This is a genomic window from Lentzea flava, from assembly GCF_014648475.1.
Classification (GTDB): domain Bacteria; phylum Actinomycetota; class Actinomycetes; order Mycobacteriales; family Pseudonocardiaceae; genus Lentzea; species Lentzea flava.
Genome location: NZ_BMRE01000040.1, coordinates 47,144 through 71,758, shown reverse-complemented (window position 1 = coordinate 71,758; position 24,615 = coordinate 47,144). Strand labels below are relative to the sequence as shown.

29 protein-coding genes and 1 tRNA gene are annotated in these 24,615 nt (G+C 69.1%); 11 read left to right on the top strand and 19 right to left on the bottom strand.

Annotated features, from left to right (window positions below; all coding sequences use genetic code 11):
• Window positions 1-27 precede the first annotated feature (27 nt).
• Window positions 28-2,661 (top strand): TNT domain-containing protein, encoded by a 2,634-nt coding sequence (locus IEZ09_RS33425; protein ID WP_189257804.1) that lies wholly within the window; start codon window positions 28-30, stop codon window positions 2,659-2,661.
• Window positions 2,661-2,966, top strand: coding sequence for a hypothetical protein (locus IEZ09_RS33420; protein ID WP_189257803.1), 306 nt, complete (start codon window positions 2,661-2,663; stop codon window positions 2,964-2,966). The genes IEZ09_RS33425 and IEZ09_RS33420 overlap by 1 nt, the downstream gene beginning before the upstream one ends.
• On the opposite strand, the gene IEZ09_RS33415 is transcribed toward IEZ09_RS33420, so the two are convergent.
• Entirely contained in the window at window positions 2,952-3,551 is a 600-nt protein-coding gene (locus tag IEZ09_RS33415) for a pentapeptide repeat-containing protein (protein WP_370467766.1), read from the bottom strand. The genes IEZ09_RS33420 and IEZ09_RS33415 overlap by 15 nt on opposite strands.
• A 92-nt stretch (window positions 3,552-3,643) precedes the next feature.
• Between IEZ09_RS33415 and IEZ09_RS33410 the strand changes: the two genes are divergently transcribed.
• Both IEZ09_RS33410 and IEZ09_RS33405 read left to right on the top strand, forming a co-directional pair.
• The gene (locus IEZ09_RS33410; protein ID WP_189257802.1) at window positions 3,644-4,624 is read left to right on the top strand and encodes a malate dehydrogenase; all 981 of its coding nucleotides are present in this window, start codon (window positions 3,644-3,646) and stop codon (window positions 4,622-4,624) included.
• A 20-nt stretch (window positions 4,625-4,644) separates the two neighbouring features.
• Entirely contained in the window at window positions 4,645-5,457 is an 813-nt protein-coding gene (locus tag IEZ09_RS33405; protein ID WP_189257801.1) for an inositol monophosphatase family protein, read from the top strand.
• On the opposite strand, the gene IEZ09_RS33400 is transcribed toward IEZ09_RS33405, so the two are convergent.
• The 10 genes from IEZ09_RS33400 to IEZ09_RS33355 form a co-directional block, all read right to left on the bottom strand.
• Entirely contained in the window at window positions 5,454-5,645 is a 192-nt protein-coding gene (locus IEZ09_RS33400) for a DUF1918 domain-containing protein (RefSeq protein WP_189257800.1), read from the bottom strand. The two genes, IEZ09_RS33405 and IEZ09_RS33400, sit on opposite strands and share 4 nt — an antisense overlap.
• Before the next feature lie 96 nt (window positions 5,646-5,741).
• The gene (locus IEZ09_RS33395; RefSeq protein ID WP_189257799.1) at window positions 5,742-6,089 is read right to left on the bottom strand and encodes a DUF8711 family protein; all 348 of its coding nucleotides are present in this window, start codon (window positions 6,087-6,089) and stop codon (window positions 5,742-5,744) included.
• 46 nt (window positions 6,090-6,135) lie between these two features.
• Window positions 6,136-7,107, bottom strand: coding sequence for an ABC transporter ATP-binding protein (locus tag IEZ09_RS33390; RefSeq protein ID WP_189257798.1), 972 nt, complete (start codon window positions 7,105-7,107; stop codon window positions 6,136-6,138).
• Window positions 7,104-7,901, bottom strand: coding sequence for an ABC transporter permease (locus IEZ09_RS33385; protein WP_189257797.1), 798 nt, complete (start codon window positions 7,899-7,901; stop codon window positions 7,104-7,106). The genes IEZ09_RS33390 and IEZ09_RS33385 overlap by 4 nt, the downstream gene beginning before the upstream one ends.
• Window positions 7,894-8,604: an ABC transporter permease gene (locus IEZ09_RS33380; protein WP_229813176.1), complete on the bottom strand. Its 711-nt coding sequence runs from the start codon at window positions 8,602-8,604 to the stop codon at window positions 7,894-7,896. Before IEZ09_RS33380 ends, IEZ09_RS33385 begins: the two co-directional genes overlap by 8 nt.
• Window positions 8,605-8,716: 112 nt before the next feature.
• Window positions 8,717-10,069 (bottom strand): serine/threonine-protein kinase, encoded by a 1,353-nt coding sequence (locus IEZ09_RS33375; RefSeq protein WP_229813175.1) that lies wholly within the window; start codon window positions 10,067-10,069, stop codon window positions 8,717-8,719.
• Window positions 10,070-10,105: 36 nt separating this feature from the next.
• Entirely contained in the window at window positions 10,106-11,053 is a 948-nt protein-coding gene (locus tag IEZ09_RS33370; RefSeq protein ID WP_189257795.1) for an SdiA-regulated/phytase-like domain-containing protein, read from the bottom strand.
• 68 nt (window positions 11,054-11,121) lie between these two features.
• The gene (locus tag IEZ09_RS33365) at window positions 11,122-11,688 is read right to left on the bottom strand and encodes an HhH-GPD-type base excision DNA repair protein (RefSeq protein ID WP_189257794.1); all 567 of its coding nucleotides are present in this window, start codon (window positions 11,686-11,688) and stop codon (window positions 11,122-11,124) included.
• A 214-nt stretch (window positions 11,689-11,902) separates the two neighbouring features.
• The gene (locus tag IEZ09_RS33360; RefSeq protein ID WP_189257793.1) at window positions 11,903-12,538 is read right to left on the bottom strand and encodes an RICIN domain-containing protein; all 636 of its coding nucleotides are present in this window, start codon (window positions 12,536-12,538) and stop codon (window positions 11,903-11,905) included.
• A 161-nt stretch (window positions 12,539-12,699) separates the two neighbouring features.
• Complete coding sequence (locus IEZ09_RS33355) at window positions 12,700-13,815, bottom strand: J domain-containing protein (RefSeq protein ID WP_189257792.1); 1,116 nt, start codon at window positions 13,813-13,815, stop codon at window positions 12,700-12,702.
• Between the two features lie 106 nt (window positions 13,816-13,921).
• Here IEZ09_RS33355 and IEZ09_RS33350 point away from each other — a divergent pair.
• Together IEZ09_RS33350 and IEZ09_RS33345 are read left to right on the top strand one after the other, a co-directional pair.
• Window positions 13,922-13,995, top strand: a tRNA-OTHER gene (locus tag IEZ09_RS33350).
• 159 nt (window positions 13,996-14,154) lie between these two features.
• Window positions 14,155-15,384, top strand: a complete 1,230-nt coding sequence (locus tag IEZ09_RS33345) for a glycoside hydrolase family 18 protein (protein ID WP_189257791.1) — start codon at window positions 14,155-14,157, stop codon at window positions 15,382-15,384.
• A gap of 53 nt (window positions 15,385-15,437) precedes the next feature.
• On the opposite strand, the gene IEZ09_RS33340 is transcribed toward IEZ09_RS33345, so the two are convergent.
• The gene (locus tag IEZ09_RS33340) at window positions 15,438-15,905 is read right to left on the bottom strand and encodes a DUF2690 domain-containing protein (RefSeq protein WP_189257790.1); all 468 of its coding nucleotides are present in this window, start codon (window positions 15,903-15,905) and stop codon (window positions 15,438-15,440) included.
• A gap of 132 nt (window positions 15,906-16,037) precedes the next feature.
• Between IEZ09_RS33340 and IEZ09_RS33335 the strand changes: the two genes are divergently transcribed.
• Entirely contained in the window at window positions 16,038-16,409 is a 372-nt protein-coding gene (locus IEZ09_RS33335; protein WP_189257789.1) for an MmcQ/YjbR family DNA-binding protein, read from the top strand.
• Between the two features lie 20 nt (window positions 16,410-16,429).
• Complete coding sequence (locus IEZ09_RS33330; protein WP_189257788.1) at window positions 16,430-16,690, top strand: metallothionein; 261 nt, start codon at window positions 16,430-16,432, stop codon at window positions 16,688-16,690.
• A 12-nt stretch (window positions 16,691-16,702) separates the two neighbouring features.
• Here IEZ09_RS33330 and IEZ09_RS33325 read toward each other — a convergent pair whose 3' ends face one another.
• Window positions 16,703-17,317 carry a TetR/AcrR family transcriptional regulator gene (locus tag IEZ09_RS33325; protein WP_189257787.1) on the bottom strand — a complete coding sequence of 205 codons (615 nt, stop codon included), beginning with the start codon at window positions 17,315-17,317 and terminating at the stop codon, window positions 16,703-16,705.
• Window positions 17,318-17,377: 60 nt separating this feature from the next.
• On the opposite strand from IEZ09_RS33325, the gene IEZ09_RS33320 reads away from it, so the two are divergent.
• Together IEZ09_RS33320 and IEZ09_RS33315 are read left to right on the top strand one after the other, a co-directional pair.
• Entirely contained in the window at window positions 17,378-17,713 is a 336-nt protein-coding gene (locus IEZ09_RS33320) for a nitroreductase/quinone reductase family protein (protein WP_189257786.1), read from the top strand.
• A gap of 46 nt (window positions 17,714-17,759) precedes the next feature.
• Window positions 17,760-19,052: a protein kinase domain-containing protein gene (locus IEZ09_RS33315; protein ID WP_189257785.1), complete on the top strand. Its 1,293-nt coding sequence runs from the start codon at window positions 17,760-17,762 to the stop codon at window positions 19,050-19,052.
• Window positions 19,053-19,061: 9 nt separating this feature from the next.
• On the opposite strand, the gene IEZ09_RS33310 is transcribed toward IEZ09_RS33315, so the two are convergent.
• Both IEZ09_RS33310 and IEZ09_RS33305 read right to left on the bottom strand, forming a co-directional pair.
• Window positions 19,062-19,595, bottom strand: coding sequence for an ABC transporter permease (locus tag IEZ09_RS33310; RefSeq protein ID WP_189257784.1), 534 nt, complete (start codon window positions 19,593-19,595; stop codon window positions 19,062-19,064).
• The gene (locus IEZ09_RS33305; RefSeq protein WP_189257783.1) at window positions 19,592-20,629 is read right to left on the bottom strand and encodes a medium chain dehydrogenase/reductase family protein; all 1,038 of its coding nucleotides are present in this window, start codon (window positions 20,627-20,629) and stop codon (window positions 19,592-19,594) included. The genes IEZ09_RS33310 and IEZ09_RS33305 overlap by 4 nt, the downstream gene beginning before the upstream one ends.
• 105 nt (window positions 20,630-20,734) lie before the next feature.
• Here IEZ09_RS33305 and IEZ09_RS33300 point away from each other — a divergent pair, with 105 nt between their 5' ends.
• Complete coding sequence (locus IEZ09_RS33300; RefSeq protein WP_229813174.1) at window positions 20,735-21,364, top strand: TetR/AcrR family transcriptional regulator; 630 nt, start codon at window positions 20,735-20,737, stop codon at window positions 21,362-21,364.
• On the opposite strand, the gene IEZ09_RS33295 is transcribed toward IEZ09_RS33300, so the two are convergent.
• From IEZ09_RS33295 to IEZ09_RS33280, 4 genes are read right to left on the bottom strand one after another with little or no spacing between them, the layout of a single operon-like run.
• The gene (locus IEZ09_RS33295) at window positions 21,361-21,660 is read right to left on the bottom strand and encodes a DUF2695 domain-containing protein (protein ID WP_189257781.1); all 300 of its coding nucleotides are present in this window, start codon (window positions 21,658-21,660) and stop codon (window positions 21,361-21,363) included. The genes IEZ09_RS33300 and IEZ09_RS33295 overlap by 4 nt on opposite strands.
• A 1-nt stretch (window position 21,661) precedes the next feature.
• Window positions 21,662-22,606, bottom strand: a complete 945-nt coding sequence (locus IEZ09_RS33290; protein WP_189257780.1) for a ribose-phosphate diphosphokinase — start codon at window positions 22,604-22,606, stop codon at window positions 21,662-21,664.
• Window positions 22,607-22,616: 10 nt separating this feature from the next.
• A complete protein-coding gene (locus IEZ09_RS33285) occupies window positions 22,617-23,099 on the bottom strand; it encodes a hypothetical protein (protein WP_229813173.1) in 483 nt (160 codons plus the stop codon).
• Window positions 23,096-24,604: a PHP domain-containing protein gene (locus IEZ09_RS33280; RefSeq protein WP_189257778.1), complete on the bottom strand. Its 1,509-nt coding sequence runs from the start codon at window positions 24,602-24,604 to the stop codon at window positions 23,096-23,098. Before IEZ09_RS33280 ends, IEZ09_RS33285 begins: the two co-directional genes overlap by 4 nt.
• Between the last annotated feature and the right edge of the window lie 11 nt (window positions 24,605-24,615).

Here is a 24,615-nt window from a genome sequence, read left to right as displayed (position 1 = left end):
CGGCGATTTGCAGGGGAAGATGTTGGCGTGTCCGAGCCGAAGCCGTTGAACCCTACAGAGCAGGACGCTCTGGTTAAGCAGATCGGCCTGACTCTCATGCGGGCCGCGCCGGAGGACTGGCGCAGCGTGATCGCGCAGTACCGAGCCACCGGCCGGTACTTCGAGCTGGAGGCCGAACTGCGGTTGCAGGACGGCACCTCGCACTCCTGGGCGCCGCCGCAGGACGTGGCTTCGCTGTTCGCCCGGCTGCGAGCAGGCATGCACCGCGAGGGGCGGGGCAGCTGGACGAACGCCCGTTACCAGCTCGACCACCCGTCGAGCTACAACCTCGACTTCGACCGCGCGGAGCCGAGCTGGCAGACGCCTCCTCCGCAGCAGGCGTACTTCGACGAGATGCGGTTCTTCCCGCGCGCGGACGAGAACGTCCCGGACTGGCTGCGCCGCAGGCTGAACCCGCCGACGCCGGTGTTCCGCACGGTCCGCGTGTTCGACGGCGCGGGTCCCGGCGGCCGTCCGTCGGTCAACCGGCCACCGGTGCCGGAGCCCGAGGTCGCGCCGCTGCTCGCATACCTGTCGAACGCCCCGGTCGCCGTGGCCGGACGTGGCTTCGACGCCGACGTCCTGCACCCCGACTCGCCCCAGGTCGTGCCGTCCGGCTTCCAGACCGACGGCGTGTGGATCTGGCCCGCGGGTGTCTCGTACTACCTGCGCAAGTACGGCGTGCCGCCGGAACCCGAGCTCGTCGACCGCGCCAGGGCCGCAGGGTTCAGCCTGCCGGAGGTCTCCGAGGAGTCGAGGCTCGCCGCCGCCGCGAACCTCGGCGCGCCCGCCGCACCTCCCGGCACCCAGCTGCTCGAACCGGAACCGGAGCCCGAGCCCGAGCCCGAACCGCAGCCCCAGGCCGAGGCGACGCAGTTCGTGCAGCAGCCGAAGTTCGAAGCCGACGAGGAGCCGGAGGAGTACGACTTCGAGCAACTGGCTCCGGAACCGCAGGCCGCCGAGGTCACCACCGAGCAGCCGCAGATCGAGGCGGAGCCGGAGCTTCGTGACATCGGCCCGACCGTCGCGGTGCCGATGCCGGTGCCGACCGGGGACGGTCCGCCCTATCGGGTGGTCTTCGACTCCGACGGCGTGCCCGACCACGTCGACGACAGGCGCCTGCGCGACACCTACGGCGCGGGCATGGACCTCTTCGCGCCGCACGCGACCGAGGCCGAGGAACCGGAGCCGGTCGCCGAGCCCGCCGCGGAGATCGTCACCGAGGAACCGAACGAACCGGACCTCGGCCACGAAGACGACGTCGTGGACGTCGCCGACGAACCCGAGATCCCGACCGCCGGTCCGGACGAGCCGGAGCTCCTCACGCACCACCGCGAGGAGGAGCGCACGGACCACCTCGTCCCGGAGGAACGCCCGCGCGACGCCATGCAGGACACGATGGCGTGGAGCCCGGTCCTCGACGAGCCGCTGGAGAGCCCGGCGGAGGTCACCGAGGAGCATCCGGTCGTCGCGGTCGCCGAGGACGAGCCGGACCTGGCGGAGGACGAGATCGAGTCCACCGCCGAGTTCGAGGCCCAGAACTTCGAGCAGCAGTCCTTCGAGCCCAAGGCGTTCGAGCAGCAGTCTTTCGAGCAGCAGTCCTTTGAACAGCAGGCGTTCGAGCCGGAGCCCGTCGCCGAGCCCTCGCCGGCGGCACCTCCGGTGGTGCCGGTCTCCGCGCCCCCACCGCCGCCCCCGCCCGTGCCGGTGCCCGCGCCCACCCGCGCCGAGGAGACGACCCAGTTCGACGCGGCGCTGTTCAACGAGCCCGAACCCGAACCGGAGCCCGAGCCGGAGCCGGTGATGCCGCCGCGCACCGTCACGCCGGAGGAGGACCGCGAGCTGGCTGGCACCCGCCGAGCGCTCGACGACCTCAGCGTGCCGCACGGCGTGTACCGGATCGGCGAGCCCGCCGACCGCACCTGGACGCTGCGCCTCGACGGCGACAGCTGGGAGGTGTGCTGGTTCGACCACGGCCCGAAGAGCCCGGTGCGGTTCGACAAGGTCGAGGACGCCTCGGCGTACCTGGTCGGCAAGCTGGTGCTGGGCAACTTCCGCACGATCGTGCGGACGCCGCCTCCGCCCCCGCCGCCACCGCGTCCGATGGCCAACGGCTTCCGGGAGGAACCGCCGCGCCGTCCCGTTCCGCCACAGCGCCCGCCGATGCCCCAGCCGCAGGCACAGCAGGCCCCGCCGCCTCCGCCACCACCGCAGCAGGCGCCCGCGCCCGCACCGGTGGCCGCCGCGGTCGCGCAGGAGGAGCCGGCGAAGCGGAAGTTCCCGATCTCCCCGCTCGCGGGCGAGCCGCCGCTCACGTTGTTCCGCCACAAGCAGATGTTCGAGCTGCCGGCGGGCACCGAGGTCGACCGCTACGGCGACCAGAGCGGCAACCTCGTCTACGTGGCGGGCACGCCGTTCCCGGAACGCAGCCTCGTGCCGTCGTGGATCAACCGCCCGTACCGCGTGTACCGGTTGCGCCGCCCGCTCGAGGTGCTGACCGGTGTCGCGGTGCCGTGGTTCGAGCAGCCCGGTGGCGGCACGGCCTACCTGCTGCCGAAGGCGATCGAGGAGATGGTCGCGGACGGCGTGCTGGTGGAGATCACGGGATCAGCCGACAACTGATGCTGGTCCCGTCCGACGCCGAGTTCGTCGACGCGTTCGGGGTGAGCCCCGAGGCCGGGGACGAGCCGTGGATCAAGGCTGTCCGGGTCGAGGACGTGCTGCTGTCGTTCGACGCCGTCGCCGCTTCCGTGCGGGTGCGGTGGTTCGACGGCGAGGAGCCCGTCGTCGACCTCTACCGCGAACGGGCGAGCCGGATGCTCGTGTGGTCCGGCCGCGGCGAGTCGCACGTCCTCGTGGAGTTCACGGACGGGGAACTGGCGGTGCGCATCCACCCGTCCGTGCGCATCAACTCAAGACACCACTAGCCCGTAGGCGGCCGCGAAAGCGATCGCCGTGTCGACGTCGATCACGGCTCCGGCGAGCTTGGCCTGCCGGAGCCCGTTCGCGTCGATCTTCGCCCCGCGCAGGTCGGCACCCTCCAGCTTGGCGTCGAGCAGCCGCGCGCCCATCAGGTCGGCACCGCTGAGGTCGGTGTTGCGCAGGTCCGCCTCGCTGAGGTTCGTCTCCCGGAACCGCTGACCGCCCAGCTTCAGGTCGTACAGCGGTGCCTTCACGAACGACGCCAGCGTGAAGTCCACCTCGGTGAAGGTGACCGGTCGCAGCACGCAGTCGACGAAGTTCGACCCCATGAGGCTGCACGAGGTGAACGACGACCGGGTCAGCACGGTGCGGTCGAAGGTGCACTGCCGGAACGCGGTCGCGTGGTGTTTCGACTCACCGAGGTCCGTCCGGGTGAAGTCGCACCGGGTGAACGTGCAGCCCGTCGTCACGAGCTCGCGGAGATCGGCTTCGGTGAAGTCGCAGTCGGTGAAAGACCGCTTCTCCCAGTGCTGATTGGGCAGATTGGCGTCGGCGTAATCCTCGCCAACCTCTTCGACCAGGTTGTCCACTCTCACACTCTGCCACTGTCCACGTGTTGGTAACGTGCGGGACGCCGGGCGACCTGCCCGACGTCAACGAGGATCGTCATTCGGGAAGGCTCATGACCCGCACGCCCGTGAACGTCACTGTCACCGGTGCAGCCGGCCAGATCGGCTACGCACTGCTCTTCCGCATCGCTTCCGGCCACCTGCTGGGCCCGGACACCCCGGTCAACCTGCGCCTGCTGGAGATCACCCCGGCGCTGAAGGCCGCAGAGGGCACCGCGATGGAGCTCGACGACTGCGCCTTCCCGCTGCTCAAGGGAATCACGATCACCGACGACGCGAAGACCGCGTTCGACGGCGTGAACGTGGCCCTGCTCGTCGGCGCCCGCCCCCGCACCAAGGGCATGGAGCGCGGCGACCTGCTCGAGGCCAACGGCGGCATCTTCAAGCCGCAGGGCGAGGCGATCAACGCCGGCGCCGCGGACGACGTGAAGGTGCTCGTGGTCGGCAACCCGGCCAACACCAACGCCCTCATCGCCCAGCAGCACGCGCCGGACGTCCCGCGCGAGCGCTTCACCGCGATGACCCGCCTGGACCACAACCGCGCCCTGTCGCAGCTCGCCAAGAAGCTGGGCGTCGCGGTCACCGACATCCAGAACATGACGATCTGGGGCAACCACTCCGCCACCCAGTACCCGGACCTGTTCCACGCGAAGGTCGGCGACAAGACCGCCGCCGAGGCCGTGAACGACCAGGAGTGGCTGGAGAACGACTTCATCCCGACCGTCGCCAAGCGCGGTGCGGCGATCATCGAGGCCCGTGGCGCCTCTTCGGCCGCTTCGGCCGCGAACGCCGCCATCGACCACATCTACGACTGGGTCAACGGCACCGAGTGGACCTCGATGGCCGTCCCGTCGGACGGCTCGTACGGCGTGCCCGAGGGCATCATCTCGTCGTTCCCGGTCAAGTGCTCCGGTGGTTCGTACGAGATCATCCAGGGCCTGGAGATCGACGAGTTCTCCCGCGCCCGCATCGACGCCTCCGTGGCCGAGCTGGTCGAGGAGCGCGACGCGGTGAAGGGCCTCGGCCTGATCTAAATCGTGGCAATGTGGGGAACGTGCTGATCCCTTGGCCCGTTCCCCAGCCACAGCTCCCCGACGACGTGCACCCCGCGCTCGCCGACGCCGCCCGTGCGGCGTCGGCGGCGTACGGGGCCGCCCGATCCCTGCACACGCGCCTCGAACTCCGCGAAGAAGTGGCCGACGGCGCCGATGGAACACCGACGATGCGCGTGGACCGCATCGTCGAGGACGCGGTTCTGGAATCGATCCACCGCAACCGCGTGAACCTGCTCTCCGAGGAAGCCGGCTTCGTCGACAACGGCTCCTCGATCACCCTCGTGATCGACCCGGTCGACGGGTCCGCGAACGCCGCGTTCGGCGTTCCTCTCTCCTGCTTCGCCGGTGCCTTGGTCGAGGACGGCACGGCCAAGGAAGCTCTCACGACGTGGTTCGACACGGGCCGTGCGTGGCACGCGCGCGCAGGAGTGCCTGCGTTCTTCCGCACGACCGGACGCACGTCGCTCGACGGCGCGTCCGTGTGTCTGATGCGTCCCAAGGCCGGCACGCAGGACGCGTGGCTGCGCATCGCGAACCGCGCCGACCGCATCCGCGTGCTGTGCACGACCTGCCTCGAAACGATGCTGGTCGCCGAGGGCACCGTCGACGCGTTCATCGATCCGGGCAGCGACACGCACCGGATCATGGACCTCGCGACGGCGCTGGTCACCGTGCCTGCCGCGGGCGGGGTGCTGGTCGACCTGCACGGGCGGCCGTTCACGTTCGAACCCGACCTGACCAGGCGGTGGTCAGGCGTGGCGGCAGCGACTCCTCAGCTCGCCGAGGAGTTGATCAGCACGGTCCTGGGTTAGATCTCGCTGCGCGGCTCGACGATGCAGTCGGGGCCGGGGAACACCAGACCCTCGTGGCCGTCGTTGAAACGGACCAGGTACGGCGGCTGGCCGTCGGTCCCGCGCACTTCGAGGATCTCGCCCAGGCGCTCCTCGAGTCCCACGGAGCGGCTGTGGACGTGGAGCCTGTCACCCACTGTTGCTTGCATGGTTCTGCGACACCTCCGGTGTGCGGCGTGAGGCATTGCGCGTCGAACGCGTAAAGCCTAGGCCGACACCGGAGGTGCGCAACAGGGCTCTAGTGCTCATCCGCCGCAGGCGGAGGAGACCTTCGCGACGAGGTCGGCCTTCTGCTGCACCCAGTCCGCGGCGGAGCCGACGTTCTGCATGCCGGTGGCCGCTTCCTGCAGAGCCTTCTTCACCTGCTCGTCCGGCGACGAGTTCGCGAGGTTCTGCAGCTCCTTCGCCTTGGCCTGGGTGTCCTCCAGTGCCTTCTGCGGGTCGCTCAGGTCGGGCGAGAAGCCCAGCAACTGGATCGCGTCGGCGCACAGCTTCACCTTGTCCGCGGTGTTGCTGACGTCCTGGATCGTGTCGCAGGCCGTCAGGCCACCCAACGCGATGACGGCTGCTGCCAGCGGTCCGACTAGGCGCATTCGCTCTCCCTCTGCCCGATGTGTCCGTTTACCGTTGGTTACGACTCTACCGATGTGCGTCCTGCGCGACCTGGCGTTGGTAGAGCTTCCGAATCACGTCGTCGATTTCCGGCTCCACGACGGCGAGGTCGTGCACCTCGACCTGCCGGACCACCTGGGTGATCAGCTGCGCCGCCGTCGTCTCCGCTCGCCTGAACGTGAGGTGGTGTCGCAGTCCGTTGGCCTCGCTGCGCACCGCCGTTACTCCAGGGACGTCCGGCGCTGGTCCGGGTTCCCTGAGGTCGATCACGAGCTCGCGGTCCGGGGTGACCTCGGCTCGCAGCTCGTCCAGCGGTCCGTCGGCGAGCACCCTGCCGTGGTCGATCACCATCAGCCGCGGGCAGAGCCGTTCGATGTCGTCCAGGTCGTGCGTGGTGAGCAGGAGCGTGGTGCCGCGGCGGGTGTTGATGTCCTTCAGGAACTCCCGCAGGCGCTCCTTCGACTCGAGGTCCAGGCCGATGGTCGGCTCGTCGAGGACCAGCAGCTCCGGTGCGTGCAGGAGGGCCGCGGTGATTTCGCCGCGCATCCGTTGTCCCAGCGAGAGCTGACGCACCGGGGTGAGCAGGGTTTCCTGCAGCCCGAGGAGCTCGACGCACTCGTCGAGCCTGGTCCGGTAGTCCTGCGCGGACACCCGGTAGATCGACTTGAGCAGGTCGAAGCTGTCCTTCAGCGGCAGGTCCCACCAGAGCTGGCTGCGCTGGCCGAACACGACGCCGATGCGTTTGGCGAGATCGCGTCTCTGCTTCGACGGGTCAACGCCGCTGACCCGGATGTCGCCGCTGGTCGGCACCAGGATCCCGGTCAGCATCTTGATCGTCGTGGACTTGCCGGCACCGTTCGGCCCGACGTACCCGACGGCCTCGCCCGCTGCGACGTCGAACGTGACGCCGTCGACCGCCGTGACCGTCTTGTAGTTGCGCCGCAAGCCTTTGGACGTGGCGACCTTGAACTCCCTGCGGAGCTCCCTGACCTCGATCATGATCCCGTTCCCCGGTAGTGCCTGACCGCGAACCGCCACACCAGCCCGGCCACCCCTGCCGCCAGCGCCGCGACGAGCGGTGATGTCCAGCCGACCCAGCCTGGAAGGCCGAGCGGATCCTGCTTCCCGAGCAGCGCGATGCTCGGGTAGTACGCCACGAACGCACCCGGCACGACGTACGCCATGAACCAGCGCAGCGGCCGGGAGTAGACGTTGATCGGGTACGACGTGAAGGCGTTGCTGCCGTAGGTGACCGCGTTGGCGAACTCGCGCCCCTCGACGATCCAGAAGCACACCGAGCACGCCATGATCCAGACCGAGCTGTAGATGACCGTGCCGGCGAGCGGCGTGGCGATGGTCAGCAGGACCTTGGCGGGCGTCCAGTCGATGTGGACGTGCAGCAACGCGTAGATCATCACGGCCGCCGCACCGGCGATGCGCCCGATCCGGCGCAACCTGATGTCCGACACCATGATCTGCGGCAACGTGCCGAGCGGCCGCATCAGCAGCACGTCGAAGCTGCCGGTGCGGATGTAGGTCGGCAGGTTGTCGAGCTGCCCGGCGAACAGGTCCGCGACGCCGAACGCCGCGCCCGCGAACGCGTACATCAGCAGCACTTCTTCCCTGGAGAACCCTCCGAGCGCGCTCACCTGGCTGAACAGCACCAGGATCACGAACAGCTCGATCCACTGAGCCAGGATCTGGGCGACGAAGTCGAGTGCGAACGACGTGCGGTAGGCCAGCTGGCTGCGCAGCTTCGCGCCGATGAGCCGCGGGTAGATGACGTCAGCCACCCTGGACCACCACCTTGCGCACCGCGCGCTGCAGCGCGAAATGGCCGGCGGCGAGCAGTGTCACCGCCCAGAACACCTGGTACAGCAGGATCTTCACGGCGTTGCCGTGGCCGAGGAAGACGTCGATCGGCGCCTGCAGCAGTGCCGGGAACGGTGTCATCCACAGCACGTCCCGTGCCCAGCCGGGGAAGAACGCGATGGGCACCGTCAGCCCGCACAGCAGCCCGGACGAGATGTTCCAGAACCCGTACAGCCCGCGGTTGTCGAGCAGCCAGAACGCGCTGATCTCGACCAGGAACCGGAACGAGAAGCTGATCACCAGCGCGACGACCGCGCTGACTCCGAACAGCGGCCACTGCACCAGGTTCGCGGGGAACTGGAACGGGAACAGCAGCATCCCGAACGCCATCGGCGGCGCCAGCCTGGTGAAGAAGGCGAACCCGCCGCGGCCGACGTCCTGGGCGAGCAGGGCGCTCTGCAGGTGCCACGGGCGGTACAGGTCTACGACGACGTCACCGGATCGCACGCGCTCGGCGAGCTCGTTGTTCCCCCACAACAGGATGAACCCGAGCAGCCCCTGCCCGATCCAGACGTACGTGTTGGTGGCAGCGATGTCGTAGTCCGCGATCTCGCCGTCCGCCGCCTTGAGCGCGGCGACGATGACGGAGACCCGGAGCAGGCCGAAGACCACGTTCGTGGTCATTCCGGCCAGCATCGCTTGTCGGTAGGTCGAGTACCTTCGGAATCCAGCAATGATCAAATCGGCGTGGACACGCACGTCGTTCTACGTTAGCGACCGTCGCAAGTGGATTAGTTCAGCTGCCGAACGCGCTGGTGGTGAACGTGCCGCCCTCCTCGGGCGCGGCCAGACACAGGAAGTACGAGCGCTCGCCGTCCTGGTAGCCGATCGCGGTGAACTTCCACCCCGTGAGGTCGACGCCGGGCCGCTTGGTGGCCTGCATCATCTCGTCGGTGCACGTCCCGGCGACTTCCGGTGCCTTCACCAGCTGCTCGTCGTCGACCTGCGGGATGTCACCGGAGAGCCAGCCACCCGCGAACGCCTCCCAGTAGTGCTCCTCCGCGCAGCTGCCGACCCGCCTCGCCGTCGATGCCTTGCCGCCGATGCTGTTGATGCCGTAGAAGCACGTCGACTTGTCGATGCAGAACTTGTCGCCGCACGCCTTGAGGAACGGCGGCACCGACTCCAGCTCCGTCGTGTTCGTACGAGCCGGTGTGTTGTTGGCTGCCTGGGACTTGTCGCCGTTGAGGCTCCAGATGAGCGCTCCCGCCGTGACCGCGACGACGAGCCCTGCGGCGACGTACGGCCAGACTGCCCGCCTCTTCTGCGGTGCGGGCAGGTGAGTCAGGCCGCGCAGTTCGTCGCGGAACTGCGCGGCACTCGGTGTGCGCAGGTTGGCGTCGGGGTGCAGCGCCCGCGCGATCGCCTCGTGCAGTGCCGGCGGCACACCGTTGACCGCGGTGATGGGCCTGCGCAGCACCTCGCCGAGGTGGTCGAAGCTGGTGATCGGCCACGGCACCGGCCGCGGCGGCTTGCCGGCGAGCAACGTGTAGAGCGTCGCGGCGAGCGAGTAGACGTCGGCCTGCGGCGTGGGCTGGGCCATCGCGAACGCTTCCGGCGGCGCGTAGCTGGGGCTCAGCGCGTCCCTGGTGACCGTGCTGCCGCCCTGCGCGTCCAGCAGCGCCGCGAGCCCGAAGTCGGCGAGCTTTGGCGTGCCGTACCGGTCGACGAGGATGTTGCCGGGCTTGATGTCGCGGTGCAGCACGCCTTCCGCGTGCGCCGCGGCCAGCGCGTCGGCGAGCTTGATGCCGAGATCGCGAACCTGCTCGTGCGGCAACGGCCCGCGCTGGTCGAGCTGGTCGGCGAGAGAGCCGCCCGTGCACAGCTCCATGACCAGGTACGGCGTGCCGTGGGCGGTGATGTTCGCGTCGTGCACCCCGACGACGTGCGGATGCCCCGACAACTTCGCCGCCGCGTGCGCCTCGCGCAGGAACCGCCGCCGATCGCGCTCGTCGGCCAGTACGCGATTGTCGATCTTGACCGCGACGTCGCGGCCGAGCTGGGCCTGATGAGCGCGGTAGACGGTGGCGAACCCGCCTGCGCCCAGGGGTCTCAGGTCGGTCAAACCGGGGATGTGGGGTGCGGTCACGCGCGCGAGCGTAGCCCCGCACCCCGACACTCCCGCTCAGCTGTTGCAGTACAACGAACCGCTGCGCAACGCGTGGCCGTTCGTGTTGTCGTCGTCCGACCACAACACGACCTTCTTGCCGTTGACGCAACTCGGCGAGATCGCAAACCCTTCGAGGTTCACGTTCGGCAGCGTGGACGGCCGGTTGTACGTCGCCGTCACCCTGAACTTCCCGCCGCTGATGCCGAGCGTCGTCGTCCGTCCGCCGCAGTGGTTGTCGCAGGCGGCCCACAGCTTGCCGCCGTTGAACTCCAGGTCCATCACCTGCGCCTGTCCGCTGGCGAACGTGCTGAGCAGCTCGGCTTCCTCGCCCTGCAACGCGTACACGTACACCTCGCCGGTGGCCTCAAGACCCACGAAGAACAACCCGCTGCCGTGGCCGGGGTAGTCGGCGGGGTTGTAGACGCGGCCGCTGTCGTCGGTGAAGCCGTTCCGCGTGAGGAACGAGTCCGGCACCCACGAGATGGCCTCGGGCCCGTCGTTGGGGTCGACCTCGGGCATCCCACCGAGGTCCCACTCGCCGATCGCGTTGCTGCCGGTGCCGTACTTGAGGATCATCGGCCTGCTCACGTCGCCGTCGTCGTTGTCGCGCTCGATGGCGACGAACAGCCCGTCCGGCGTGGAGACCACGGCTTCGGTGTCCGGCTCGCCGTGCCCGTCGGCGAACCTGAGCGTCCTCTTCTGGTCGACCTTCCACGCGCTGCCGTTGGGCACGAGCCGGTAGAGCGCGGCAGGCCCGTTCTTCACCGCCCAGACCACGCCCGCGTTCTCGAAGGACAGCCCGCTGAGGTTCGTCCCGAACACGTTCGTGCCGTCAGCGGTCCTCGTGGCGGAGTCGCCCGGCCACGTCGTCGCGGCCTGCGCAGGAGTGCCCGTCAGGCCGAGCACGAGCACCGTGAAAACGCCAATTGCCTTGATGCGCAACGCATACGCCCCTTCTCTCACGAGGCGCGATGGCACCTCGTTCGGGCTGGCGGCGTACGTCCAGTGGACCAGACCTTCAACAGCCGGTGCTACTTCTTGGCCGCGGCCTTGGCGGCCTTCTTGAAGTCGCGCACCTCGAGCAACGACTGCTGATCCGTCACGTCGGCGACGCTACGTCGGCTTCCTTCCTCGCCGTAGTGCCCGGCGGCCTCCCGCCACCCGTCCGGCGTGACGCCGAACTGTTTGCCCAGAAGTGCGAGGAAGATCTTCGCCTTCTGGTCCCCGAACCCCGGCAACGCCTTGAGCCGCTTGACCACCGCGGCCCCGTCCCCGTCGGCCCAGATCCGCGTGACGTCCCCGTCGTAGTGCTCGACGACGAACTGCGCCATCGCCTGCACCCGCTTGGCCATCGAACCGGGGAACCGGTGCACGGCGGGCGGGGTGGCCATGATCGTGGCGAACGCGTCGGGGTCGGCCTCGGCGATGCGGCGCACGTCCAGGCCGTTCATGCGGTCGGCGAGGACCTTGGGGCCGGAGAAGGCCTTCTCCATCGGGATCTGCTGGTCGAGCAGCATGCCGAGCAACAACGCGAACCTGTCCTCGGCCAGGAGGGCGTCGGCTTCCGGGTTCTGCGCGAGGCACACCGTGCGGGTCATGGCCGCATCCTGGCACATCCGGTGGGTCCGCTCAGGACGAGCAGTGCCGCCACAGACGCGGCCGCTGTGCTCACGGCCGTCCGACGGGAAGGCCGGCACGAATCTTTGCGGCGGTGTGAAACGAGTCGATTCGGTGGCGTCCGTCTGTTGCCGGTGAAATTGAACTGGCCGCCCGCTGAAAATGTGCGGGCGGCCAATTCACGTGCACTTCAGATCAGGAGTACGCCTTGTAGAGCGTGAACAGCTGGTTGTCGCCGCCGTGGCAGTCCCACTGCAGGAATCCGGTGCCATTCGCGCTGCCGCCGTGGTCGAGGTCGAGGCACTTGCCCGTGGCGCGGTTCTTGAACAGGACCGGCCACGTGTGGGTCTCCGGGTCGGCGCCGGCGGGGAGCACGACGTCCCAGCGCTGGTTCGCGCCGTTGTGGCAGTTCCACTGGATCACGGCGGCGCCGTTCTCGGGGGCGTTGCCGGACAGGTCGAGGCACTTGCCCGAGTTGCCGTTCACGAACATCGCGGTGCCCTCGGGGTTGTCGCTCGCGACCCAGATGGGAGCCCACGTCTGGTTGGGCGTGCCGTAGCAGTCGAACAGGATGACGCGCGCGCCGTTGTCCACGGAGTTCCAGGCCACGTCCGCGCAACGCGGGTCGCCGCCGGTGTACCTGGGGTCGGTCGTCTTCGGGATGATGACGGTCCACTGGGCCTCGCCGACAGCGGCCGCCTGCATCTTGCCCGCCTTCGGCACGGCGTACGGCTCGAACTTCGGCGCTGCCGAGGACGGCGCGATCGCGATGGTGATCAGAGCGGCGCCTGCCGCAATGGCGGCGGAAACTCTCCGAATGACGGTCTTCACTTCTGAATCCCCCATGTTTGAATGGCTATTACGCGCATGGGAGAGCGCCCCGACTCCACATTGCCCCCCAGCGAGTGAGCCCAATCTTTCAGGCCGTCAGTCGTCCGTCAAGGGTCTTTTTGTCTCAATCGGGAGGTATTCGTGCCGGAACGAAACTCCGGTCAGGCTCCGGCGACTCGGACTTCGGAGACCACCTGCCGGACCAGAACGCGCAGCGCCTCCCGGTCGACGGTGGCCGGGTCGTCGGCCAGCCAGTCGCCGATCTCGCGCACGAACTGTTCCGGCGTCATGGGCGGCACCTCGAAGTCGAGGTCGTCGTCGCACGTGACCTCGCCGGCGCGGCTCGGGTAGACGATCAGGGCGCCGCGGATCTCGAGCCACGGCAGCAGTTCGGCGAAGCGCTCCACGCCGTCGAGCAGCTGGGTGCCGCCGCCGCGGAACGGGTGTCCGTTGCGCCAGAGCTCGCCGTCCTCGTCGCAGTAGTAGTGGCCGGGCAGCCACGACTTCGACTCGATCAGGACGAGGCGGCGGCCGCACAGCAGGGCGTGGTCGACGTCGGCGAAGACGGAGCCGGGCCAGGCGAGGCCGTGGAAGATGCGCACGCCCGGCAGCTGCGTCAGGTACTCGGTCAGCAGTCCGGCGGTCAGCCGTTCGCGTCTGTTTTCACCCGGACGGCCGAAAATCGTGTTCCCGTCGTACTCGCCGGCGAACGCCCGTTCGGCCCGCGCCGTGGCGATGTAGCGGCGCACCAGCCGGAACGCCCCGTAACCGGCGCCGGCCACGAGCGGCAGCCAGACGGCCAGCAGGAGCGGCGACAGCGGCATCGCCAACGGGAGCAGCAGGACGAACCACCCACCGATCGCGGCGGCCGCCGGGGCGTGGCCGAGGCCCGCGGCCGGTACGTAGCGGACGCGCGCGCCGAGGTCGATGCGGTGCCACCAGTCCATCGAGCCGAGATCGACGCGAGGCCGCGGCGCCATGTAGTTCGGGTCGTCACCGAAGTCGCGCAACCGGCCCGTGTGGCCCGTTCGACGAGGTCGCGGGCGTGCCTGCGGGCGTACGGGGGGTGGTGGCGGCGCGGCGGGGCGGTCGTAGTCGGCGCGGCGGACCGGGTCCTTCAGCGTCTCGTACGCCTCCTGGAGCAGGCGGAAGCTGCCGGACGTCCCACCCGCGTCGGGGTGCATGACCTTGGCGAGAGAGCGGTAGGCGGACTTGATCTCCGCGGCGCTCGCGCCCCGGCTGACACCGAGCAACTCGTAGTAGTCGATCCCTGGCACGACACCGTCCAGTCCGAGGTTGGTGCATGAACCTTATTGGGTCCAACACTTTCGCCGGGCATACGGCCCGCGATTCGCCGACTAGTGTGGGGAAAGCGGTCGCGATGGGGCCTGTAGCGCAGTGGTCGACGCGCCCTCCGGCACGGAGGGAGAACGCCGGTTCGAATCCGGCCGGTCCCGCTCCCTCAGTCCCGGTGTGTTCGCGGAGAGCAGCCTGTGCCCCCTTCCCTGTTCCTCGTGCGGACCGGTCGTCGTCCCGGTTCACCATTGACGACAGTGGTCTAGTCCACTTAGCTTGAGTGCTGCGCCGCCGCGCCGTCACCCATCGAGGAGACCGCCATGTTCAGGCGCAGGATCATCGCGGCAGCGACAGCCCTGCTGACAGCGGCGACGCTGGCAGCACCGGCATCTCAGGCACGGGAAGACATCGGCATCCAGGCCGTCACCAACCGCGTCGTCGGCTACTTCGTGCAGTGGGGCGTCTACCAGCGCAACTACCACGTGAAGAACATCCGCACGTCCGGCTCGTCGAGCAAGCTGACGCACATCAACTACGCGTTCGGCAACGTGTCCGGCGGGCGTTGCGTCCTCGGCGACGCCTATGCCGACTACGACAAGTTCTACGATGCAGCGTCCTCTGTGGACGGTACGTCGGACACCTGGGACGCTGGTGCGTTGCGCGGCAACTTCAACCAGCTGCGCAAGCTGAAGAAGCTGCACCCGAACCTCAAGGTCCTGTTCTCGTTCGGCGGCTGGACCTGGTCCGGTGGCTTCGGTGCGGCGGCGAGCAGTCCGAGCGCGGCGGCGGCGTTCGCGGACTCCTGCTACAAGCTCGTCGAGGACCCGCGCTGGGCGGACGTGTTCGACGGCATCGACATCGACTGGGAGTACCCCAACGCGTGCGGACTCACCTGTGACACCAGCGGTTACAGCTCGTTCAAGACGCTGATGCAGGCCGTGCGCGCCCGCTTCGGCAGCAACAACCTGGTGACCGCCGCGATCACCGCCGACGCCTCGACCGGCGGCAAGATCGACAAGGCGGACTACGCCGGCGCCGCGCAGTACGTGAACTGGTACAACCCGATGACGTACGACTTCTTCGGCGCCTGGGCGGCCCAGGGCCCGACCGCGCCGCACTCGCCGCTGACGAGCTATCCCGGCATCCCGCAGCAGGGCTTCAACACCGACGCGGCGATCCAGAAGCTCAAGAGCAAGGGCATTCCGGCCGGCAAGCTGTTGCTGGGCCTCGGTTTCTACGGCCGCGGCTGGACTGGCGTCACCCAGTCCGCACCCGGCGGCACGGCGACCGGCGCGGCACCGGGCACCTACGAGGCGGGCATCGAGGACTACAAGGTCCTGAAGGGTCGTTGCCCGGCCAACGGCACCGTCGCCGGCACCGCGTACGCCAAGTGCGGCAGCCAGTGGTGGAGCTACGACACCCCGGCCACGGTCCGCAGCAAGATCTCGTGGGCGAGCGGCCAGAACATGGGCGGCGTGTTCTTCTGGGAGCTCTCCGGTGACACGTCCAACGGCGAACTGATCAGCGCGATCCGTTCCGGCATCGGCTGAGCAGACGGAAAACCCGTGGCCGGACCCCGCGTCCGGCCACGGGTTTCACGAGCTCAGCAGCCGCTCGACTCGATGACCACTTCCCAGGAGCCGCCGCCCCAGTCGGCGAAGCCCACGGCGCAGTTGTCGCCCGGCGAGTAGACCATGTTGCCGTAGTGCCGGCCGGGGGTGGGCGACGAGGCGAAGCGCACGAGCTTGTCCCGGTCCCTGTCCTGCACCGTCATCTCCAGGTTGGGAGTGCCGCCGGCGAAGTTCGGGGTCTCGATCCAGTTCGTCCTGCACGTGCTGGAGTAGTAGAGGATGAAGGTGCCCTTCGAGGTCGACTTCCGGCCGGCCTCCGACCGGCCACCGCAGCCGCTGGAGTACGGGTCCTTGCCGTCGCACCCGGTACCGCTGCAGGTCGCCGCGGCGGAGAGCGGAGCCTCGGCCGCGGCGGCGTTCGCGACAGCCGTGACACCACCGAGCAGCGCGATGGACAGGCCGGCGGTCGCGGCCGCACTGGCCAGGAACTTCTTCCCCATGTGGGATCTCCCTCAGATGTGAACATTCCCCGCGACCCGTGTTCCGGTCGCGGGCAGAATGCTGGCCGCGCCGCCTTGCAAGATCCTTGTGGAAAGCTGGGACAACTCGGGATCAGCGGGGACGATGTGCGGGTGGACGCACTCGAACACCTGCGCCGCCTCTGCCTCGCACTCCCAGAGGTGACGGAACGCCTGAGCCACGGCGAGCCGACCTGGTTCGTGCGCGGCAAGAAGACCTTCGTGACGTTCGCGAACCAGCACCACGACGATCGCGTGGCCTTCTGGTGCGCGGCTGGCCCGGACGTCCAGCAGACGCTCGTCGCCCAGGCGCCGGACCACTACTTCCGTCCGCCCTACGTCGGCCACCGCGGCTGGCTCGGCGTGTACCTGGACGTCGAGGTCGACTGGGACGTCGTCGCGGACCTGGTCGAGGACGCCTATCGGGTGATTGCACCGAAGACGCTGGTCGCGCAACTCGACGCCTCGAGTTGCCGACCCGACTGACCTGGCCCAGGCTTCCGCGCATGGCGACCTGTGACGTCTGTGGCAACGAGTACTGGATGGCCTTCGAGGTGCGCACCGTCGGCGGCGGCGTGCACACGTTCGACAGCTTCGAGTGCGCGATCCAACGCCTCGCCCCGCGCTGCGAGCACTGCGACTGCCGGGTGATCGGGCACGGCGTGGAGGTGGAGGGCCGCTTCTTCTGCTGCGCCCACTGCGCGCGGTCGGCGTCCACCGACCTGGGCGCGCAGATCCGCGACACCGTCGGCGCCCATCCCGGTTAGAACCCGGTCGGGCTATCGAAGCACCAGGTCCAGGCTGAGCGGCACGGGCGGCGGCAGCGCGTCCGTGCCAGCCCGGAACGCTTCCAGCAGGTAGGCGACGAGGCGCTGCGACGCGCTCACCGCCACCTCCACCGGCACGCCCGCGAGACCGCTGTTGGCCAGGAGCACCAGCGTCAGGTCGTGCGGCGAGAAGTCCGCCCGCAGCTGCCCGCTCTCCTTCGCCCGCTCCACCAGTGCGGCGAACCCCTCCCACGTCCTGTCCCGCACCTCGGAGTGCAGTTCGGGGAACGTCGAGACGAACGCGGCGGTGAACCCGCGGTCGGTCGCCTGCATCAGGCACACGTTCTGGATCACCGTGCAGAAGCCGCGCCACGGGTCCTCGTCCAGCAGTGCCTCTTCGATAACGGCCCGGCAGTGTGCGAACTGCTCGGTGAACGCCTCCACGACCAGCGATTCCTTGGTGGGGAAGCGCCGGTACAACGTCGCCACCCCAACGCCCGCACGGCGCGCGATCGCGGCCATCGGCACGTCGAGCCCGCGCTCGGCGAACAACTCTCGTGCGACGGCCAGCACCCGTGCACGGTTTTCCTGTGCGTCGGCGCGCAACTGAGACTGCGAGGCGGTCATTTCTTCTCACTTCGAGCCAAGTGGACGGGGGTCTCCACTTACCAGGCTACGTTGGACGTCATGGACTTCAAGGGACCGTTGGTGCGTCGCGTGAACAAGGCGATCGTCGGACTGCGCAACGCACCGCTCGTGGGGAAGCTGGTGCGCAAGGGCATCACCGTCGTGTCCTACACCGGAAGGCGGTCCGGTCGCACGTTCTCCACACCCGTTGGCTACCAACGGAAAGGCGACGTCGTGAACATCCAGGTGATGATGCCGGACGCCAAGACGTGGTGGCGCAACTTCAACGGCGAAGGCGGCCCGCTCACGTTGGAACTCGATGGCACGCAACGGACCGGGCACGCGACATCGCACCGTGACGACAAAGGTCGCGTCACGGTGCGCGTCCAGCTCTAGATCGCGAGGGTGGCCGATGGCCGTCTCCGCCAAGTAGCGTCGGCATGTGCCGGAGCAGGGAGAGGTCATCGCCGAGCGGTACCGGCTGATGTCGTTGGTCGGAAACGGGTCCATGGGGGTGGTCTGGCAGGCGCGCGACGAGCACACCGGCCGTGTGGTCGCGGTCAAGCTGCTCAACGCGGACCGGCGGTCTCCGGACGCGGTGGCGCAGATGCTGCGCGAGGGCCGGGTCGCCGGGCGGCTGCGTCACCCGCACGCGATCAGCGTGTACGACGTCGTGGAGCACGACGGCAAGCCCTGTCTGGTGCTGGAGTACCTGCCCTCCCGCAGTCTCGCGGCGCTGATCGCCGAACGGGGCGCACTGCCGCCGGGCGTCGTCGCGGACATCGGCCGGCAGATCGCCGCAGCGCTGGCGGCGGCACACGCAGAGGGGATCGTGCACCGGGACGTCTCGACGTTCAACGTCCTGGTCGCAGAGGACGACATCGCGAAGATCACCGACTTCGGCATCGCCCGCGCGGTCGGCGAGGGCACGGTGACCGATGCCCGCCTGATCGTCGGCACGCCGGCCTTCCTGGCGCCGGAGGTGGCGGCGGGTGAGGCGGCGACGTTCGCCTCGGACGTGTTCTCCCTCGGTGCGACCCTCTACGCGGCGCTGGAGGGCGTGCCGCCGTTCGGTGTGGACGAAAACCCCTACGCGCTCCTGCAACGCGTGGTGCGCGCGGAGGTCGAGCCGCCGCGGTCGGGTGGCCCGCTCGGCGAGGTGCTGCTGCGCCTCCTGCGCCGTGACGGGGCCGAACGTCCGACGATGGCCGAGGCCCACAAGCTGCTCGCCGCGGTCGCAGAGGGACTGCCGTTGCCCGCCGCGACCCCGAAGAGCGGGACGCGGCTGCTGCTCGTGCGCCGGCCACGCCGGGTGATCGCGATGGTCGCCGGTGCGGCCGCCCTGATCGCCGCCGGCGTGGTGATCGGCACCGTCGTGCAGGGCGATCGGCCGGGAAGTGCCCAGGCCAACCCCACCACGACGACGCCGGCGACCGCCTGCGATGCCCGCTACGAGGTGACCAACTCGTGGCCGGGCGGCTACCAGGTCGAGGTGACCGTGCGCAACACCAGCCCGCGCGGCCTGAGCGGCTGGACCGTCACGTGGCAACCACCCGCAGGCCACACCATCGGCAACCTGTGGAACGGCACCCTGACCCAGAACGCGACCGCGGTGACCGTCACCAACGCCGGCCACAACGCCGTGCTCGCCACCGGAGGCACCACCTCGTTCGGGTTCGTCGCCGCCGGCCCCGAACCCGCCCGCCCTGCCGTGACCTGCTCGACCGCCGCCTGAGCGAAAGGCCTACCGGTCGGCGGAAGCCAGGCGGCGGGGCTCCAGGAACGCGGCCACCAGGTAGGCGCCGCCGCCGAGCACCGCCAGCACGCCGAACAGGCCGGGCGCCGGCACGAACAGGGAAGCGGCCGCGACCAGCGCGAGCCAGGTGCCGAGGTTGTAGTGCAACCCGTTGCGGCGCACGGCTCCTTCGGCGATGTAGATCAGACCGACCACGATCGTCGACCCCGCCGGCCAGAGCACGGTCTGCAGCTCGGGTTGGTCGAACACGGTGCTCAACCCGGTGATCGCGAGACCGAGCGCCACGAACCCGGTCACCCAGGCCGTGCCCACCAGTTTCTCGGCACGGCGCTGTTCCGGAGACACGCTGCGCTGGATCCGCAGCGACACGTTCATGGCCAGCGCCGTGCCGACGGCGAGTCCGCCGGCGAGCAGCCCGATCGGCAGCCAGCCCGGCAGGTCCACCACGCCGGACCTGGACAGCAGCGCGGCACCGTGGCCGAAGACGTAGGCGAACGCGAAGCCGAGGTAGGCGGCGATCATGACGAGACCTCCGCAACGATGACGACCTTGCCCAGAACGGTGCGCGACTCGGCCAGCGCCAACGCGGAAGCGGCCTCCGGCAAGGGAATGCGCGCGGCGATCTGCGGCGTGAGCACTCCGGCGCCGACCAGGCGCAGCACCTGCGTGAGGTCGTCCCGCAGCCGGGCGCGGAACGCGGCGGGGCGGAAACGCTTGCCGGCCCAGAAGTTGTAGAAGCCCGCGCGCTTGCCGTTGGGCAGCAGGTTCCACAACATCAGGCGCCCGAACAGCTTCAGCACCGGCAGCATCGCGTTGCCCGGCTCGTCCTTCGTCGCGGCGGAGCCGTAGTTGACCAACGTGCCGCCCCGGCGCAGCAGCCGCCACGACTCGTGCAGGCCCGTCCCACCGACGTGGTCGAACACCGCGTCGACACCGTCGGGTGCGAGCTCGCGGATCCGGTCGTACATGTGCGGGTCGCGGTAGTCGACGGGAATCGCACCGAGCGCGCGCACTGCGTCGTGGTGACGGGTCGAAGCCGTGCCGATCACCCTGACCCCGGCGTGGCGAGCGAGCTGCACCAACGTCGAGCCGACGCCACCGTTGGCGCCCAGCACGACGATCGTGTTGCCGCGCTTGACCTTCGCGGTGCGGTACAGCATCTGCCACGCCGTGACTCCGTTGATCACAACGGTTTCCGCTGCGGCCGCGTCCACGTCGTCCGGCACCGGCACGAGGTCGGCGGCCTCGACGATCAGGTGGCTGGCCCACCCGCCGACCTTGGTGACGGCGGCGAACCGGCGCGACTTCAGCGAGGGCTCCACTCCGGGTCCGACGGCGACGACCGTGCCGACCACGTCGTAGCCGGGCACGAACGGGAACGGCGGCTGATCGAAGTACTTGCCCAGCCGCATCTGCTGCTCGGCGAACGAGACGCCGGTCGCGTCCATGCGCAGGACGACCTCGCCCTCACCCGGTGCGGGCAGCTCGCGGACCTGCACTTGCAAACCCGTGGGCTCGACGATCCCCGGCAGGACGATCTCGGTGGTGGTGCTCATCGGTCGACTCCTCGGCTCGTTGTGCTGACGGACGTAAGCTAACGGCCGTAAGTCTACGAAGGCAAGACCTAACGCCCATAAACTTTCAGGTGTATGGTTACGGCCGTGACGACCACCGAACCGCGCAAGCGCAACCGTCGGGGCGAGGGCGGCAAGCTGCGGGAAGAGATCATCGCCGCTGCGGTCGCGTTGCTCGACGAGGGCGGCGACGAACGCGCGGTCACCCTGCGCTCGGTCGCCCGCAAGGCGGGCATCGCCGCGCCGTCGATCTACGCGCACTTCGCGGACCAGCCGTCGATCATGCTGGCCGTGGTGCAGCAGGAGATGGACCGTCTCGCGGCAGCACTGCGCGAGGCCGACGAGAACGCGGGCCAGGACGCCCGGCAGCGGCTCTTCGCGGTGTGCAACGCCTACCTGGACGTCGCTCGGCAACACCCGCAGCGCTACCGGATCATGTTCGGCGGCCTGTGGACGCCGTCGGTGAACGACACCTCGATCACCGACGACGACCTCGAGTCACTGGGTGCGGAGGCGCTGACCCTGCTCGCGGACGTGCTCGGTGCGTGCGTGGATCAGGGAATCGCGCACGGCAGCGACGACCTCTACGGCGACGCGGTGGCGTTGTGGCTCGGGTTGCACGGCCTCGCGCACCAACGTGCCGTGGTGCGCAAGATGCCGGGGCCTGCCGACGTGGCAGACCGGCTGATCAAGGCACTCGCGCACCTCAAGGCCTAACCGAACACTTCCTCCTGGCCGCAGTTCATGACCACCTCGCAGTCGCAGTAGCCACCCAGTTCGGCCAGCGCGTCGGCGATCGGATCCCAGGCGAGGCCGTGTTCGTTCACCCAGCGCTCGGTGTGGCGCAGGGTGTGATCGCAGCCTTCCTCGGCCACGAGCACGTCGACGAACTCGACGAGAGCCGTCAGCTGCTCGCGGTCCAGGGGCAGGCCCGCGGTCCGCGCTTGGATCTCCGCGCGTTTGTACTGGTCGCGCAGTTCCCTCCGACGGGACTCGTCCGGTGGAGTGCCCATGTCAGGGAGCCTCGAAGAGCGTCGACACCGACTCGCCGACGTTGATCCGCCGCATCGCCTCCGCCATCGCCGGCGCGATGGACAGCACCTTCAGCTTCGGCACGACCTTCTCCTCCGGGATCGGCACGGTGTTCGTGGCGACGATCTCCAGCACGTCGTCGAACGCCTGCAAGCGGTCCAATGCGCCCGACGAGAACAACCCGTGCGTGCACGCCACGCGGATCGCTCCCGCCCCGCGCTCCCGCAGCTTGTCCAGCAGCTCGATCACGGTCGAGCCCTTCGCGATCTCGTCGTCGAGCACGATCACGTCACGCCCGGCGACGTCACCGATCACCGTCGAGATCTGCACGTTGTCGTCGGCGAACCGCTGCTTGGCGCCCGCGGCCACGGGCACCCCGAGAATCCGCGCGAAGTGCGCGGCCTCCTTGGCGTTGCCGAGGTCCGGTGACACCACGACCGTGTTCGACAGGTCGTGCCGGGAGAAGTGCGCGGCCAGTTCGCGCAGCGCGTGCAGGTGATCAACGGGCACCGAGAAGAACCCGTGCACCTGCGGCGAGTGCAACGTCATCGCCAGCACGCGAGACGCTCCGGCGGCCACCATCAGGTCGGCGACCAGTCGTCCGCCGATGGAGATCCGCGGCGCGTCCTTCTTGTCGGAGCGCGCATAGGCGTAGTGCGGCAGCACGACGGTCGTGCGGGCGGCGGAAGCGCCACGGGCAGCGTCCAGCATCAACAGCAGTTCGACGAGATGTTCCTGCACCGGCGGAACCAGTGGCTGGATCAGGAACACGTCCCGTTCCCGGCAGTTCGCCTGCAGCTGGACCTCGAGGCAGTCGTTGGCAAACCGGGTCAGGCGGCTGGGGGACAGGCCGACACCGAGGTGACGGCAGATCTCCTCGGCGAGGGAAGGATGGGCAGAACCACTGAAGACAGCGATGTCGCGCACATCCCGAAACCTAGTCGATGACCAGCACCAACTTGCCGTCCTTGAAGAACGGTGTGAGGTTCCCGCGCGTGTCGACGGTGTGCACTCCACGCGGTAAAACGGCCTCGATGGCCGTGAACGCGAGGATGTCCGAAACACCGTGACGGCCGCGCAACGACCGTTGACCCTGGAACCGCAGCGCGCGCCCCTCGCGGCGGTACTGGTGGGCCTCGGCAGCCACGGAGGCACCTGCGCGCAGCGTCTCCGGACCGGACAGGCGGCCTGACGAGGCACCGCGCACGGCGACGCCGAAACCCTGCTCGACCAGTGAGTTCACCACTGCGTCGGACGGGGGAACGGGCAGCAGGAAGGACATCGCGTAGTGGCTGTCGACCTCGTGCACCACGACTGTTCGAGCCGTGGTCAGCACCGTGTCGTGCAGCTCCAGCGCGATCTTCTCCGCTTCCCAGCGGTTTTCGTAGCCGGCGTCGATGCCGACGAAGGTGCTGGTCACCTGACCTCCACGAAGATCGGGTTGGTGTAGCACCACAGGTCCTCCCACGGGTTCGCGGCTCCCGGAGTGTCCGCCTGCGGTTCGAACGCACCGCGGTTGCCGTCGGTTCCGCGCAACCGGAGGTAAAAAGGCTCCCGGACGTTGCGGAACGTGTGCGTGAAGACCGCATAGTGCCAGCGCGGCTCGTAGGATCGCTCGACCTTCACGTGTGGCGTGGACAACGTTTCGGCTGACGTCCTGCCGGTTACCAGGCCTTTGACGAGGTCCAAACGACGGAGGCGCGGCACGAATCCCGCGCTGTTCGGGCGTGTCGCCAAACGTGCCTTGACCAGCACCGTCACGTCGGAGCCGCGCCGCACGCGCAGCCGTCCGCCCATGGTCTCGGAACCGCCAGTGCCGTGGACGCTGAACCGCAGGTCGTCGACCAGCCCGCCGTGCGAAACCCATGCCCGTCCGGCCCGCAGGCCCTCCATCACGGCGCCGCGCGTCCGCCGGGTCGCGCCGACGACGATCCGGGAGAACTCGCAGGGGAAGAAGTCGACGTAGGGCGGCGAGAGCTGGGGCGGGCCGGTCTCGACCGGGTCGAGGTGCTTGCCGGTGAGGTCGAACTGGTTGCCCGGTTCCGGCACGCGGACGATCGTGTCGCGCGAGTTGAAGTGCGAGTCGGAGTTCGACGTGATCCACCAGCCGAGGCCCTCGGCGAGCAGCGAGTCCCACACACCGCCGAGCTTCGCCGTCATCCAGTCGAAGCCGCCGTAGGTCCGGTAGGCCTCCGGCGGGTAGGCGGCGTACGAGTTGCCGCCGGGCTTGTTCGCGTACCCGCCGCGGTACCCGCCGGGACCGCGCACCGGGTCCCCGTCGCCCTGCGCACCGGGTGCGCCCTCCATGCCGACAACGATGTCGGGAGCCAGGTCGCGCATGTTCCGCAGTTCGTACGGCGCCACGCGGCCGTTGCGCATCGGGTGGTTCACGAGCACCAGCGCGGACTTCATGGTGCCGTTGCGGATCTTGGTCTGGAGCCACCGGATCGCGTCCAGCGCCTTGCGCTCGTTGGCGGGGCTGGAGGCCTCCTGCCCGTTCAGCCGCCAGTCGAACTGCCGCTCGAAGTCGCGCAGCACACCGGGCTCGTCGTGGCAGTCCTCGAAGAAGAGGGTCGCGTGCTCGGCGCCGGGGACGTTCCACTCCATGCCCTGCCACAGCAGCAGATGCGGGAACTTCTGCCGCGCCCGGCGGATGTCCGCGGCCGTCGCCTCGACGGAGTGCGCCTCGTGCGACGCGTGCCCGTGGTCGGTGATCACGAGCCAGTCGGTGCCGTGCCGCAACGCGCCGCGGATTTGCTGCTCGATGGTGTACATGCCGTCGTACGAGTACTGCGTGTGCGTGTGGTGGTCACCGGAAAGCCAGTGATAGCCAGAAGATGCCGACGCACGGCCGGTGCCCAGCACCCCCGCCAGACCAAGCGCGCTCGCGCCAGACAGGAAACGGCGGCGGGCTACTTCGGACACGGCTGATCCTC